At 43.5% G+C, this 14434-nt stretch carries 13 protein-coding genes; 7 read left to right on the top strand and 6 right to left on the bottom strand.

What is annotated here, in order from left to right:
• Positions 1-186: 186 nt before the first annotated feature.
• Both M1E09_RS18280 and M1E09_RS18275 read left to right on the top strand, forming a co-directional pair.
• The gene (locus tag M1E09_RS18280) at positions 187-645 is read left to right on the top strand and encodes an NUDIX hydrolase (RefSeq protein ID WP_456275031.1); all 459 of its coding nucleotides are present in this window, start codon (positions 187-189) and stop codon (positions 643-645) included.
• A 20-nt stretch (positions 646-665) separates the two neighbouring features.
• Positions 666-1808 (top strand): glycerate kinase family protein, encoded by a 1143-nt coding sequence (locus M1E09_RS18275; RefSeq protein ID WP_456272247.1) that lies wholly within the window; start codon positions 666-668, stop codon positions 1806-1808.
• Positions 1809-1874: 66 nt separating this feature from the next.
• Here M1E09_RS18275 and M1E09_RS18270 read toward each other — a convergent pair whose 3' ends face one another.
• The 4 genes from M1E09_RS18270 to M1E09_RS18255 all read right to left on the bottom strand — a co-directional run bounded on the left by M1E09_RS18270 (position 1875) and on the right by M1E09_RS18255 (position 7283).
• Positions 1875-2792: a ketopantoate reductase family protein gene (locus M1E09_RS18270; protein ID WP_456272246.1), complete on the bottom strand. Its 918-nt coding sequence runs from the start codon at positions 2790-2792 to the stop codon at positions 1875-1877.
• 300 nt (positions 2793-3092) lie between these two features.
• On the bottom strand, positions 3093-4544 hold the full coding sequence (locus M1E09_RS18265) for a carbon starvation CstA family protein (RefSeq protein WP_456272245.1): 1452 nt from the start codon (positions 4542-4544) through the stop codon (positions 3093-3095).
• A gap of 271 nt (positions 4545-4815) precedes the next feature.
• Positions 4816-5547, bottom strand: coding sequence for a LytR/AlgR family response regulator transcription factor (locus M1E09_RS18260; RefSeq protein WP_456272244.1), 732 nt, complete (start codon positions 5545-5547; stop codon positions 4816-4818).
• The gene (locus tag M1E09_RS18255) at positions 5544-7283 is read right to left on the bottom strand and encodes a LytS/YhcK type 5TM receptor domain-containing protein (protein ID WP_456272243.1); all 1740 of its coding nucleotides are present in this window, start codon (positions 7281-7283) and stop codon (positions 5544-5546) included. The genes M1E09_RS18260 and M1E09_RS18255 overlap by 4 nt, the downstream gene beginning before the upstream one ends.
• Positions 7284-7452: 169 nt before the next feature.
• On the opposite strand from M1E09_RS18255, the gene M1E09_RS18250 reads away from it, so the two are divergent.
• Positions 7453-8352: a mechanosensitive ion channel family protein gene (locus tag M1E09_RS18250; protein WP_456272242.1), complete on the top strand. Its 900-nt coding sequence runs from the start codon at positions 7453-7455 to the stop codon at positions 8350-8352.
• A gap of 68 nt (positions 8353-8420) precedes the next feature.
• Here the strand turns inward: M1E09_RS18250 and M1E09_RS18245 are convergent, their stop codons facing one another.
• Complete coding sequence (locus M1E09_RS18245; protein ID WP_456272241.1) at positions 8421-9146, bottom strand: DUF421 domain-containing protein; 726 nt, start codon at positions 9144-9146, stop codon at positions 8421-8423.
• A 91-nt stretch (positions 9147-9237) separates the two neighbouring features.
• Positions 9238-9411 carry a hypothetical protein gene (locus M1E09_RS18240; protein ID WP_456272240.1) on the bottom strand — a complete coding sequence of 58 codons (174 nt, stop codon included), beginning with the start codon at positions 9409-9411 and terminating at the stop codon, positions 9238-9240.
• Positions 9412-9625: 214 nt separating this feature from the next.
• On the opposite strand from M1E09_RS18240, the gene M1E09_RS18235 reads away from it, so the two are divergent.
• The 4 genes from M1E09_RS18235 to M1E09_RS18220 all read left to right on the top strand — a co-directional run bounded on the left by M1E09_RS18235 (position 9626) and on the right by M1E09_RS18220 (position 14326).
• The gene (locus M1E09_RS18235) at positions 9626-9877 is read left to right on the top strand and encodes a sigma-G-dependent sporulation-specific acid-soluble spore protein CsgA (RefSeq protein WP_456272239.1); all 252 of its coding nucleotides are present in this window, start codon (positions 9626-9628) and stop codon (positions 9875-9877) included.
• 596 nt (positions 9878-10473) lie between these two features.
• Positions 10474-11265, top strand: a complete 792-nt coding sequence (locus tag M1E09_RS18230) for an ABC transporter ATP-binding protein (protein ID WP_456272238.1) — start codon at positions 10474-10476, stop codon at positions 11263-11265.
• 2 nt (positions 11266-11267) lie between these two features.
• Positions 11268-12908, top strand: coding sequence for a hypothetical protein (locus tag M1E09_RS18225; RefSeq protein WP_456272237.1), 1641 nt, complete (start codon positions 11268-11270; stop codon positions 12906-12908).
• A 218-nt stretch (positions 12909-13126) separates the two neighbouring features.
• A complete protein-coding gene (locus M1E09_RS18220; protein ID WP_456272236.1) occupies positions 13127-14326 on the top strand; it encodes an MFS transporter in 1200 nt (399 codons plus the stop codon).
• Positions 14327-14434 lie beyond the last annotated feature (108 nt).

Raw genomic sequence — 14434 nt, 5'->3', positions numbered from 1 at the left:
TGCCTCCTTGATATCTATTGTTATGATTTAGTTGAGCTAACCCATAAATTGCTTGTGCTTGTGTATATTGTGTAATTACCTCTTTTAAGAGGAAGGTAAACGATGAGTATTTGTAATTTTAAAATCATAGAAGGAAAAAAGGTGTTTTTCCGGGAAAGTAATACATCAATGGGAAGGATGAATGTTATGGGATATATTGAAGAGCTGCGGGAATTGGTCGGGAAACGGCCATTGATATTTCCTGGATCTGTCGTTGTTATATTGGATGATAGAGGAAGGATATTGCTTCAGCAAAGGAGGCATCCGGAAGGAGCGTGGGGGCTGCCGGGCGGATTGATGGAACTCGGGGAGTCAACTGAAGATGTTGCGCGCCGTGAAGTCCTCGAGGAAACAGGGCTGACCATCGGAAAGCTGGACTTAATCGACGTCTATTCAGGGGGAAAATATTTCATTGTTGCAGCCAATGGTGATCAATTCTATGTCGTGACAACCGCCTACAGCACGGCTGATGTAAAAGGGGAGTTGGTGGTAGACCAAGTGGAATCCATTCAATTCCAATACTTTGAACAACATGAACTGCCGGAATACATAGTAAAGAGCCATCGGGAAGTGATAGAAGATTTTTTGAAAAAACAACCAGGATAAAATAGGAGGTAGCTAAGAAGTTGAAGTTACTGATTGCACCTGATTCTTTTAAAGAAAGCATGACGGCAGAAGAGGTTTGTGAATACATAGAAAGGGGGTTTCGAAAGCTATTCCCGGAAATCCACACCGATAAGCTGCCAATCGCAGACGGTGGTGAAGGAACAGTTCGGTCACTGGTGAGTGGGACAAATGGTGAGTTTGTCACGTTATCTGTAACAGGTCCATTGGGTACATCGGTGAAGGGAACTTATGGAAGGCTGGGAGATGGTGAAACTGCCGTTATTGAGATGGCGGCAGCTTCTGGGCTCCATTATGTCCCTATTGGCGACCGTAACCCGATGATCACCACTTCTTATGGTACGGGAGAACTGATCAAGCATGCCGTAACCAAAGGAGCCAGGAAAATCATTCTGGGACTTGGAGGCTCCTCTACCAACGATGGAGGAGCAGGAATGGCGGCTGCCCTTGGAGCTGTATTCTTAAAAGGAAATGGAGACTCCTTCATCCCTGTCGGGGGAACCCTCGGTGACATCGATTCCATATCACTTCTTAAAATCAAGGAGCTGTTGAGAGGTATTGAATTCGAAATCGCATGTGATGTCGATAATCCGCTGACTGGCCCTGACGGCGCATCCAAAGTATTCGGTCCCCAAAAAGGTGCTACCCCGGAAATGATAAAGGTGCTGGATAACAATCTAAACCATTATGGACAAAAATTAAGTGAGGAGTCCGGGTTGGAAGTCAGAAGCTTTCCAGGTTCCGGGGCTGCCGGAGGAATGGGGGCCGGAGCAAAAGGATTCTTAAAAGGAAACTTTCGTCCGGGAGCAGAGATTGTGTTGGAGGCGGTTCATTTTAAAAAAGCCGTAATTGATGCAGACATTGTCATAACAGGTGAAGGAAGGATGGATGCCCAAACGGTTCACGGAAAGGCACCTATTGCGGTGGCCCGCTGTGCAAAACACTTCAATAAACCAGTGATTGCTATAACAGGAAGCATTGGACCAGGCTATGAAAAGGTTTATGAAGAAGGAATAACCAGTGTCTTCGGCATTGTCCCCGGAGCAGTAACACTTGAAGAGGCATTGCTCAATGCGAAAGAAAATATTGAAAGGACAGCTGAAAATATAGCCAGGCTGTTATCAAATGAATGGATAAGGAAATGAAAAGTCTGAAAGAAAAAACTTGTAGACAAAGTCTGTTTTTAGACTTTATCTACAAGCTGTCTGGTTCTAATGTTTACTGTTTTCATAGACTTTCAGGTTGGAATAAATGATCTTCAGATTCAGAGCCTCAATGTTAAGTTTATCAGCGGCGTCTAACAAAAATCCATATAAATGATCAGCTTCAATCCCCATCCCCTTTTCCATATCCCGCTGAAGGGAAGACTTCATTTCATAGCCCATACCGTTCAGTTTTTCCAGTTGTTTCTCTTCAATATCACCGGCTACCGGTGCTCCTAAACTTCTCATGATAGAAGCAGTTTCAGCTAAAGTTTGCTTAATAGCCGCGGCACCTTCTTCCGTTTCTCTTATAGGACCAATCGGCGAACGGAAAAGAGAGGTCACCCCGGAAAGAGTGGTAATGAATAAGTACTTATGCCACATATCCTGGACAATATTTTTAGATAAAGTGAAGTTGGCTTTAGTGCCACTGAAAGCATCCTGAAGTCTCAAAATGCGATCTGTTTTCTCTCCTGTTCGTTCACCAAAAACCACATCCTGAATCGGACTCGACTGCAATACGCGTCCCTCTGAGTCTAAAGTTGACTCCACAAAACACAGTCCGCCGATCACATTATGCTCTCCGAATGTTTCAACAAGCTTATCCACATGGGACATGCCATTCAACAAAGGAAGAATCATCGTTTCCTCGCCAACATATGGCTGAATGCTTTCTATTACACTTTCCAAATGATAGGCTTTCACTGATAGAATGATAACATCAAATGGATCGGGGTTTTCCCCAGTCAGAAGTGTCTTCGGCTTAAACTGGACATCCCCATGTGCACTCTGGATGGAAAGGCCGGTTTCAGAGAGCTGCTTTTTACGTCCCTCACGGACAAGAAAAGTCACATCCTCGCCCTTCTCTGCAAGCCTTCCGCCAAAATAACCGCCGACCGCGCCGGTACCTGCTATTAATATTTTCATTTTAGATTCCTCCTTGGTGGTGATAGTGTGTACAGGTGTACACTTTAGTGCTTTAAAGGATGAAGAGGGACTGTCCCTCTTCGTACTTTAAAGCACTAAAGCATCTTCTTTAAACATAAAGCCCGGAAAAAAGCTTCCGAGCGCTAGATTGCTAGATAAGTATGATGGCAATGAAGGAAGCTGCAGCTACAAGTATCAAAAGTATTTTCAATGACAAAGGGAGCATATCGCTTCCTTTGTCATTGATTTGTTCTTCTTGTTCATTAACCGCTTTACGGTAGTTGGGACTGCAGCAGCCCATTAAGCTGCGTTGTTCCAGTTTGAGATATCTTCTTCAAGCGGAATATTGTTCGCTCTTGCTTTTTTAGCAGTTGTGAAGAAGATACCGATAAGGATAACGGAGATGACGGCAGCTCCGATGTAAGAAGTGCTTAAGGCCATACCGAATCCGATTGGTGCATTCAGGATATACGTTGTTGTTGCCATCAGCATGAAGATACCCGGCAGCAATGGAATCCAGAAGTTCTTTTTCGCAATGTACAGATACATAGCACCGACAAACAATGCGATAACGGCTGTTGATTGGTTTGCCCAAGAGAAGTAACGCCATAGAAGCGTGAAATCAATTTTAGTAAGAGCAAAGGAAAGAACGAATAATGGAAGGGCAATCCACAGACGGCTTGTCACTTTCTTTTGAGAGAAATTGAAGTAGTCAGCGATAATCATACGCGCACTTCTGAAAGCTGTATCACCAGAAGTGATAGGAAGGATGATAACACCCAGAATAGCTAACGTTCCGCCGATAGCGCCAAGCATCAACGTGGAAGCTTCACTTACTACTGCAGCAGGCCCGCCGCTTGCAAGCAGTTCGTTCAATCCAACAGAACCATCGAACAAGCTCATGGCAGCAGCAGCCCAAATCATCGCAATGACACCTTCAGCAATCATCATGCCGTAGAAAATTTTGCGGCCGCTCTTCTCATTTTGTGTTGTACGGGAGATGATCGGTGTTTGTGTAGCATGGAAACCTGATAGTGCACCGCAAGAGATCGTCAAGAATAACAATGGGAAAATCGGTGCGTTGTCAGGGTGAAAATTCGATAGTGATAATTCTGGAATTGGAGCACCTGTGAATACAAGCATACCGCCGACTCCAAGGGCACTGATTAACAGAAGTGCACCGAAGATTGGGTAAAAGCGTCCAATGATTTTATCGATAGGCAGCAGAGTAGCCAGGATGTAATAAACAAATATTGCACCAAGGATCAACCCCATAGTTGCCCAGCCGTTCATCAAGTTATGAAGCAATCCGGCAGGAGCTGTTACGAAGACCGTACCAACTAATAATAGAAGTAAAACAGCAAATGCATTTACAACGTGCTTCATGAATTTTCCGAGGAATTTACCTGCCAGCTCAGGAAGATGAGCTCCTCGGTTGCGGATGGAAATCATGCCTGTAAGGTAGTCATGGACAGCACCTGCGAAGATACAGCCAATGACAATCCAGATGAAAGCAACTGGTCCGTAAAGCGCTCCCATGATCGGTCCGAAAATCGGGCCGACACCAGCGATGTTCAATAACTGGATCAATGAGTTTTTAGGCGTATTCATAGGGAGATAATCAACATTGTCCTGATTAGTGTAGGCAGGTGTCGTTCTGCCTTCGTTTACACCGAATACTTTTTCAACAAACTTACCGTACGTAAAGTACCCAACAATCAATAAAGCGATACCGGCTAAAAATGTATACATAAGTTCATCCTCCTTAAGATTAAAAAATGAATGCGTTTACATAGATTATAAGTTTGATTGTGTCAAAATGGTGAAATATTAGAACAAGATGTAGAAAGGGGGGGCTATGATGTTTGAATCGGGGATTAAAATGCATGAAAATTGAAAACCTTTACATTTGAGCAGAAATCACTTTGAAAAGAAAATCGGCCATCAATAAAGGCGAAGATAGCGAAAATAAAAGGAACCGCTCCCTTTGGAACGATTCCTCAAACAAAATGTATTACACCCCCTATAGTTCGAGCTTCTGCCGGAGTGCTTTGACATAGTTTCGGCTGACCGCTAGTTTTTCACTTTTCCCCTCGATTTCTAACTGGAAGGCTCCGTTGAACCAGGGTGTCAATTTGGTTACATAATCCAAATTTACGATGTAGCCCTTGTGAATGCGAAAGAAAGGATAGGCTCCCAGGCGGCTTTCGAGATCTTTCAAGGGTGTTTTAACTTCGTATTCACCAGACTTTGTGATAATTTTTGAGACTTTTTCTTCGCGGTACATAAAGAGAATATCATTCGGGTCGAGATATAATATTTCTCCTTCTCCCTCAACTGCCAGCTTGCCAAGATGTTTGGATGTGTCTGCGGCAGGGGGAGGAGTGAGCAGTTTCCTTATTCTTGCCACGGTCTGGGCAAGCTGCTTTTCATCATAGGGTTTCAATAGGTAGTCAACGGCTTCATACCTGAAGGCTTCTGCGGCAAACTGTGGATAGGCAGTAGCAAAAACGATGAGCGGCGGCTTTTTTAATTCTAAGAGAGATTTGGCCGCTTCCATGCCATTCATCTTCGGCATTTCAACATCGAGAAAGACTACATCCGGGCTATGTTGGAGGGCCTGCAGGATGGCGTTTTCTCCTGAGTCTGCTTCGCCTGCAACCTGTATGGAGGAGTAATCTCCCAATAGATGCTTCAGCTCATCGCGGCTGTACCGTTCGTCATCTACTACCAGTGCTTTTATTGTTTTTTTCATTTTGTTTCCTCCATTTCTGGAATGAAAAAGGAGACTTCTGTTCCTTGTCCATATTCGCTTTTTATTTTCAAGGCAGCTTCCTGTCCGAACATCATGGTCAGTCTGCGGTTGATGTTATAAAGGGCGAATCCAGTGCCTGTTTCGGACTCCAAACTGTTTTGCCCGAGTTGTTCAAGGCGTTCAGGCGGGATGCCCTCACCATTGTCCTCTACGATGATTTTTACGCCTGATTCCTGTTTATGAATAGTGATTCTCACCAGGCAATTTTCTTCTTTATTTTTGATCCCATGTTTAATGGCATTTTCAACGATTGGCTGCAGGGTAAGAGGTGGAATCATTTGCGACAAGGAACCCTCGTCAATGTCGTATTGAACCTTCAATCGATCTACAAACCGGGCTTCTTCTATCTCCAGGTATGCTTTTACGTGTTTCAGTTCCTGTTCCAGCGATGTTATTTTGACTGTGGTCCCGGTCAGATTCTGTCTGAGAAAGTGTGACAGGGAGATCAGAAGTTTCCTCGCTTGGGCAGGGTCTATACGTATCAGTGAGCCGATTACATTCATTGAGTTAAATAAGAAATGCGGGCTGATTTGAGCCTGCAGTGCTTTAATCTCAGCCTCTTTTGCATACTGCAGGGCGTTATCAGCTTCGGCAATTTCCAGCTGGTTGCTGAGAAGGACACTAAGGCCTGAAATCAGTTCCAGGATGACATTTGAAATCTCCTTTTCAGATGAAAAATAAAATTTTAATGTCCCGATTGTTTCACCGCGCTGCTTTAAAGGAGCGATGACTGCTGCTCCAAGTGGACAATCCTTATTCACACAGTGAATGGTTTCATCGTTGGCCACGACCAATTCTCCATTCTTAATGACATCTTTTGTAATGTGGGTTTGCAGCGGGCTCCCGGGACGGTGGTGGTCATCGCCGAGTCCTGTATGGGCGAGAATACTTGTTTTGTTCGTCATGGCGACAGCAGAAGGCTTGATTTCTTTGAAAAGAATATCACAGACTGCCTGCGCGGATTCACTATTCATCCCTTTCCGCAGGTAGGCGAGTGTCTGGTCAGCGATCCTGAGGGTCTTCTGCGCTTGAAGGGCACCCGCTTTTTCTTCTTCATTGACGACGTTTTTGATGACTAACAGAAACAGCGCACACCCAAGGCCATTTGCAAGAATCATTGGGATACCGATCATTTCGACAAGAGTGAGGGCTTTATCATAAGGCTTGGCAACCAGTAAGATGATAAGCATCTGAATCGTCTCTGCCAATGCCCCGATCAAAAAGGCGGTTGGCAGTTTTACATGTTTATTTCGCTTATGGAAAGCTCCGGAGATGACCCCGGCGATAATCGCAGCAATTCCGCAGGCCACATCGGTGAATCCTCCAAGGGTGAAACGGTGTATACCTGCAATGAGACCAGCCCCGATACCGACTCTGTAGCCGCCGAGAAGGCCGGCAAGTACAATTCCGATGACACGGGAATTGGCAATCGCATCATCTGATCCGAGGTGCATAGACCATCTGTTAAAATCAAGTGTATCCGTATTGAAGGTCAATCCGGAATACGTACCGATAATACCGAAAAAGCCAAAGAACAGTATAGCGACAAATTGCTGTCTGCCCCGTAATTTATCCTGGTAAACCATGCCTTGAAAAAAACGGAACCGCGTGAGGATGAAGGCGATGGTCACGATGATTCCAAGCCTTTCAAGCATGGTGAATAATAATCCGAACATGGTGAACTCTCCTTAAAGCCGGCTTATCCGGAAAGATAGTTAATATTATATCAAAATGTGTAACGATTCATCTGAAGAAGATGTTTTCTGGCTTTACAGATGTTTGACCGCCTTTCTTATAAGGGAACTTATATAAAAGGAACGTTACATAATGAAGGGAAGGGGAAAGGTGGAGGAAAATATTCAGGAATTGCTGTCAGATCCTTTTATCAGCAGATTGTTCATTGTCATTGCGGGTGTCATCCTGCTGATGCTGATTGTCCGGCTGATAAGGAAGAGCTTGAATAGATATGTGAAAGAACAGGACAACCGTTATAAGACAAGGAAGATGATTAACAACATTGCTTATGTGGTCGCGATTATTTTTATTTCAATCATTTACAGTGATAAACTGGGCGGCATTACCGTCGTGTTAGGTGTTGCCAGTGCCGGTATCGCATTTGCCCTGCAGGAGGTCATCATCAGTATTGCCGGGTGGATCTCCATTCTGGTGGGCCATATTTTTAAAACGGGCGACCGAGTGAAGTTTGGTGGAATCAAGGGTGATGTCATCGACCTGGGCGTGCTGCGGACGACCATCATGGAAGTTGATGAATGGGTCGATGGTGATTTATATAACGGCAGAATCGTCAGGGTAGCCAACAGCTTTGTTTTTAAAGAACCGGTATTTAATTATTCAAGTGACTTTCCATTTCTATGGGATGAAATAAAAATACCTGTAAAGTACGGAAGCGATTATAAGGCAGCAAGGGAAATCATCCGGAAAGCAGGGTATGAAATAACGGGTGAATATGCAATCCAGGCACAGAAAGAGTGGGACAAGATGGTTCGCAAGTATTTGATTGAGGATGCTACAACACAGCCGATGGTGCCGTTGACGGCAAATGACAACTGGGTGGAATTCACACTACGGTATGTGGCCCACTACCGAACCAGAAGGACGACAAAGGATGATCTTTTTATGAAGATTTTGCAGGAGGTGGATGAAAGTGATAAAAAAATCGAGTTTGCTTCCGCTACCTTTGACATCGTCAATGTCCCTGAGTTGAAAGTGAATATGAAACAGTGAAAATTTTCATGACTTGTGAGAGGTGCCTGGTACAAAACATCCGAATTGTACCAGGCACCTTTCACATGTTAATGATAAAGAGATGGAATAAAAGAAGGGTTTTCTTCCTTTAATGATACATGAAGCTCCAGTTGTTTATTGATGGAGGCGAAGAAGACTGTATTGCTGTCATGGATGCCTTTGGTCTTCAGCTGCTGTTCCAGCCATTTGTGATTGACGTTATATTCATGAAGCACATTCTGATAGATCTTGCCTTCCATTATGACCGGGACGGCTATGCCCGGGGAAGAAGTGATAATGCCGAGGTCACCGGCAGTCGCCGTTTGCCTCGGGCGCTTTTTATATACACTTATTGCTCCGCTCGATTCAATAATAGCCGTCTCAACATCATCAACATCAAATATATCCTTTTCCCTCAGCATTTGAAGCACATTATCAATCGAATAATTGATTGCCTTCAAATTGTTCTTCAGCAGTTTTCCATTCTGGATGATGATGGTTGGTTCGAAGGTTAAAAACCTGCCGATTTTTCTATTCGCAATCTTTAATTTGGACACCATCTTCTGTAAGAGTGCAATCACGATTATGGCCGCACCGGTCTGGAAATGCTGAACCTCTGGATCAGCTATATCTGCACCAACGACAGAACCCAACGTTAGTACAATTAGAAAATCAAAAATAGGAAGTTCGCCGATTGCCCGTTTCCCCATATAGATGGCCACGAACAAAAGCAGGGGCAAAATCGTTACAATCCTGCCGATGACAATGAGTGTTTCTTTCGCCGTTTCAACCATTTTCTCAACCTCCCGTCCTATAGAAGACTCCATTTAAAGATAATTTTTCCAATAAGGAGGGAATTATTCGACTTCACTTGCAGGGGAGAGATTAACCAGGTTGGCTCCTCCGGACAGTCCTCGCCTGCAGCTTGTTTCTCCCGGTTGAGATAACAATGCCGTTCTCGTCAGTAATCGCTGCTCCAATTGGAAATGACCCTCTGCAATACGGCTTCCAAGCTTGCTCAAAGCAGTCTTGCCATGGTTTAGACAGGTTGTTCCACATAATGACTCCCCCTTTTATTCCTGGATTATATACCAGAAACCCGCTCGGTGACAGGCATGCCCCGGTATTTGTTGAATGAAAATACCCTTACGGTTGTCAATCACCCTGTCATATCGCCTGAAGAAAATCTGTACCAGGCATCGTATAATCCCTTCATTTTTACTCATCCTAATTCTATAAAGCAAAGGAAGATATGTTGAAGGAGGAAATTCGAATGGATCAGACACTTGCTTACCTAAGAGAAATATTGTCGAACTATACAGAGGAAAATGAAATGATGCGGGAAATCAATCATAAGATCGAGCATGGACATTACGCATCAGAGGGTTCATTCGTAAGAGACTTAAGCGAAGAAGAAATCAGGTCGCTGGAAAACATCCTTGATAATGAGATTAACCATGCGAATGATGCCGGAGACTTAGAACGCGGATATCAGCTGAATGAAGTATATGAATTGCTGTATTGAATGAGGAGGCGCGAAGCCTCTTTTTTCATGGTCCTAAAAACCCTTACTATGCCGGGGGTTCCAGAGGGGTTATAGCATGCTATAAAAAATTCTCCCTTCATGATAGGGTAAGCAGATTTCTCTAACACTTCATGTCATTATAGCAGGAGGTGTGCCCTGTGAAAGACATGGATAATCCTATCTAAAATAAGTGGAAATTTTCCCGTTAAGCTGTGGAATAGCATTCGATTTAGGGTATATAAGAGGAATTTTTCCCCTTAAGTTCATTAAAATGAACCATTTTCCCATCTTTTTAAGAGAATAAGGGGAATTTCTCCGATTATTTTAGTTATTTTTCGTGCTTTTTCTTAAATAAGAGGAATTTTTCCCCTTATTTCTCAAAAATTTTAATGGAAAAAAATTGTTGAAGTAAATCATTCAGTGGGTCTTTTAGGCCGAGCCTGGCAAGAGAGGCTTCAAGCGGCAGAGTAAACCATCAGTTCACACTGGTGGTTTTGATTTATTTTAGACAAAACCTTTTGTTCGACAAATTCCGGGGAGTGCCTGTCACCAAAGAACCAATATGTTACAATTAACCCAAAAAGAAGGTGAACGGTTTGGGAGTTCAAGGTGAGACGGTATTGGCAATCAGGGAACTTCAGAAGAGTTTCGGTTCTAAGCATGTTTTGAAAGGGATCGATCTGGAGGTTCAGAAAGGGCAGATCATCGGCTATATTGGCCCGAATGGAGCTGGGAAGAGTACGACGGTGAAAATCCTGCTTGGCCTGGAGGAGGCAGACCGCGGCGAGATCGAGGTTTTTGGAGAGAAAATTTCTGATAGTAACATAGATTACAAGAAAAAGATCGGGTATGTACCAGAGGTTGCTGAGATTTATGATAACCTGACGGCAAGCGAATACATGACTTTTATAGGCGAACTCTATGGCTTGCAGGCGGAAGCAGCAGAGAACAAAGCGTATAAATTAATGAATATTTTTGGTTTGAAGGACGTTTTTCACTCGAAGATTTCTTCTTATTCCAAAGGGATGAAACAAAAGGTATTGATTATCTCAAGTCTGCTTCATGATCCGGAACTGTTGTTTTTTGATGAACCGATTAACGGGCTGGATGCCAATAGTGTCATGGTATTCAAGGAGATACTTGCGAAGCTGGCTGCAGAAGGGAAAACAATCTTTTATTCCTCCCATATCATGGATGTGGTGGAGAAGATCAGCAGCCGTATCATTCTGCTGCATGACGGCCGTATTGTCGCAGACGGTACTTTTGAGGAACTGAAGGGGCAGAACATGGAAGGCACACTGGAACAAATCTTCAATGATCTAACCGGTTTCAATGAGCATGGTGAAATCGCCGAGCGGTTTGTTGAAGTGGTCAGAGGCGGTGAGTGAAAATGAAGAACTTTGCTACATTGCGTTTCCTTGATTACTTCGCCTGGATTTTTAAGAGGCAGGGGATTGATTACAGGGTCCTTCGAAAGATTTTGCAAGTTAAGTTGACGATGGACGGCAGAAGGGTTCCGACTGTTTTCAATCAATCCAACAGTAAAAAAAAGAAAGACGACAATAATCGTTTTATTAAATCATTATGGATTTATGCTTTATACGGAATTTTTCTTATTCCCATTTTGTTAATCGGGGAAAATTATCTTTTTCAAATGAGCCTGGTTTTCGGTGTCCTGATGTTCATCATCATGACTTCTATGATATCTGATTTTTCTTCCGTTCTGCTGGATGTCAGGGACCGGGATATCCTGCACACAAAACCGGTTGATAAAAGAACCATAAGCTTGGCGAAAGCATTACATATTTGCATTTATCTCTTCTTTCTGACAGCAGCCATTGCAGCGCTTCCGCTAATAGTCAGCCTTGTTAGATACGGGATCGGTTTTTTCCTGCTGTTCCTGGCAGAAATCATCCTGATGGATTTTCTGATTGTGGTGATTACAGCCATCCTCTACTTCACGATTTTGCGATTTTTTGATGGTGAAAAACTAAAGGATATCATCAATTATGTCCAAATTGGATTATCAATCGGGCTTGCGATCGGTTATCAGTTCGTCGCGCGGTCATTCGAGCTTGTTGATGTCGATTTCGTATTCTCGCCGGCCTGGTGGCAGTTCCTGATTCCGCCGGTCTGGTTTGCAGGACCTTTTCAATTGTTTTTGAAGGGGGATACGAGAACCTATATCATTGCTTTTACTGTATTGGCCTTCCTGGTACCTCTCATTGCACTGGCCGTCTATTCTAAAATGATGCCGTCTTTCGAGAGGAATCTTCAAAAATTGTCCAGCCACAGCGGGAAGGAGAAGAGAACAAAACAGAAATACTTTAACTTTGAAGCAAAACTGTTTTGCCGAACTGAAGAAGAAAGAGCTTTCTACCGATTTGCGAGAGCGATGATGAAGAGTGAACGTGACTTCAAGCTCAAGGTGTACCCATCGCTTGGCTTTTCCTTGATCTTTCCGTTTATCTTTATCTTCAACCAGCTTCAATTCAGCTCTTTTGAAAGCATTGCTGACAGCAAATGGTACCTGTCACTCTACTTCTCTGTATTCATGGTGCCGAACGTGTTGATGATGTTAAAATTCTCAGGAACATATAAAGGTGCCTGGATATATAGAATAACGCCGGTTACTAAACTCAGGAATGTTTATACGGGAACAATCAAAGCTTTTGTCTCCAGGCTCTTTCTCCCTGTATACGGACTGCTGAGCATCATCTTTTTGTTCATCTTTGGTATCCAAATTGCTGAAGATATTGTGATCATTTTCCTCAGCAGCATGCTTTACCTGATTATCGGCTTTGGTTTATTGAAAGGGACCCTGCCGTTTTCCCGTTCTTTTGAAGCGGCCCAGGATAATGAAAACTGGAAATTGATTCCGTATTTCCTGCTGATTGGCGTGTTTCTCGGAGTCCACTTCCTGTTTACAAACATTAATTTTGGAACATTAATCTACTTACTGATCTTGCTCATTGCAGTAGGGGTATCATGGAAGTTTTCTTTTAAAACTTCTTGGGATGAATTGGAGTAATATAGTTTATATTCGGAGAATTCTTTTGCCAGTTTTTTCAGGCTGAAGGTTCTCCTTTTTGTTGTTCCAATTTCCAATGGGCTGTGCTATTATTTAGTAATCCGAAATATTGATATGATGAAAGATAATCTTTTCTGTGGGGAGAAGATTGTTTTTTATTTTTCTAGAAATATTAAGGCCTGGACTTATTCAGGCCATGTAAAAGGAGGGGCTGACCAATGAAAAAAGAGACTCTATGGACAAAGTCATTCATTATGCTGATGGTCGGAAATTTATTTGTGTTCATGTCTTTTCAAATGCTGATACCCACTTTACCTCCATATATTAAATCCCTCGGTGCGTCCGGGTTGGAGATAGGGCTTGTGACAACATTATTTTCTGTTGGAGCAGTGCTGAGCAGGCCGTTTATCGGTTATATGCTTGAATATAGGACACGGAAGCCGCTCGTTTTGATAGGAGCACTGGCGCTTTTACTGATTACCGCAATTTATCCGCTTTCTCAGATTGTCGTCATTTTTCTTTTGTTCCGTTTCGTCCATGGGCTGGCATGGGGCTGGTCCACGACGGTAAATGGAACAGCAGCTGTAGATGTCGTACCCAACTCAAGGCTGGGTGAAGGAATGGGTTATTATGGTTTATCGATCACGATCGGTATGATTGTTGCACCCAGCCTCGGCATCTATCTGTTCCAGGTGACATCATTCACCAATCTGATTTATATTTCAGGTGCATTGGGCGTCATTGCGCTCATATTATTGGCGACGGTTCACTATCACACACCGCAATCGGTAAAAGAAACAAGCAGGGAACAATTAAAGTTCTCTTACATGGGTTCACTAATAGAAAAATCCAGTTTGTATCCTGCGCTCATAACAATAATCGCTACTTTTGGATACGGGTCGATTGTGACATTCATCGTTATTTTCGGTGAGGAGCGCGGGATTGAACAAATCTTCCTATTCTATTTGTTTAATGCCATCATGGCATCTCTTTCACGTCCTGTGGCTGGAAAGTGGTTCGATGAGAAAGGCCCGATTGGACTGGTGTTGTTCTGTACGGCTGTAACTTTTGTCGGCATGTGGGTATTATCCTTTGCCCATTCCAACCTGCCGATTATCATTGCGGGAGTCCTGTTCGGTGTCGGATTCGGCTCACTGATTCCAACCCTGCAATCGTGGGTGCTTTCGAAAACCCCTGCCAACCGCAGAGGGGTCGCAAACGGAATGTTCTTTTCGTCCATTGACCTTGGAATTGGGTTAAGCGGCCTTGTCTTTGGCGTGCTGGCGCAATTCGTTGATACAGGGACACTGTTCCAGATCTCAAGTGCCTTCCTGCTGATTGCGATGTTTCTGACCATAAAGGAAGCGAAAAACAAGAAACAAGTACCACAACAAACTCAAGTATCACCTTCAGCATAAATAACTTTGAGAGGGGCAGTCCTTCATCACTTTAAAGCGATGATGGGGACTGTCCCTTTTCGTGCGTTAAAGCGGTGAAGCGAATTCATTTTTCTTGATATTTACGGC

The organism is Bacillus sp. AK031, assembly GCF_053903065.1.
Note: the sequence above shows the minus strand (reverse complement) of the source record. Positions and strands in the feature narration are given on the sequence as shown.

Excerpts from the sequence above, each read along its gene's own strand:
- M1E09_RS18245 (WP_456272241.1), bottom strand. The coding sequence starts at position 9,146 with ATGGTTGAAACGGCGAAAGAAACACTCATTGTCATCGGCAGGATTGTA.
- M1E09_RS18260 (WP_456272244.1), bottom strand. The coding sequence starts at position 5,547 with ATGAAAAAAACAATAAAAGCACTGGTAGTAGATGACGAACGGTACAGC.
- M1E09_RS18240 (WP_456272240.1), bottom strand. The coding sequence starts at position 9,411 with ATGTGGAACAACCTGTCTAAACCATGGCAAGACTGCTTTGAGCAAGCT.
- M1E09_RS18270 (WP_456272246.1), bottom strand. The coding sequence starts at position 2,792 with ATGAAAATATTAATAGCAGGTACCGGCGCGGTCGGCGGTTATTTTGGC.
- M1E09_RS18225 (WP_456272237.1), top strand. The coding sequence starts at position 11,268 with ATGAAGAACTTTGCTACATTGCGTTTCCTTGATTACTTCGCCTGGATT.
- M1E09_RS18265 (WP_456272245.1), bottom strand. The coding sequence starts at position 4,544 with ATGTATACATTTTTAGCCGGTATCGCTTTATTGATTGTTGGGTACTTT.
- M1E09_RS18280 (WP_456275031.1), top strand. The coding sequence starts at position 187 with ATGGGATATATTGAAGAGCTGCGGGAATTGGTCGGGAAACGGCCATTG.
- M1E09_RS18235 (WP_456272239.1), top strand. The coding sequence starts at position 9,626 with ATGGATCAGACACTTGCTTACCTAAGAGAAATATTGTCGAACTATACA.
- M1E09_RS18255 (WP_456272243.1), bottom strand. The coding sequence starts at position 7,283 with ATGTTCGGATTATTATTCACCATGCTTGAAAGGCTTGGAATCATCGTG.
- M1E09_RS18220 (WP_456272236.1), top strand. The coding sequence starts at position 13,127 with ATGAAAAAAGAGACTCTATGGACAAAGTCATTCATTATGCTGATGGTC.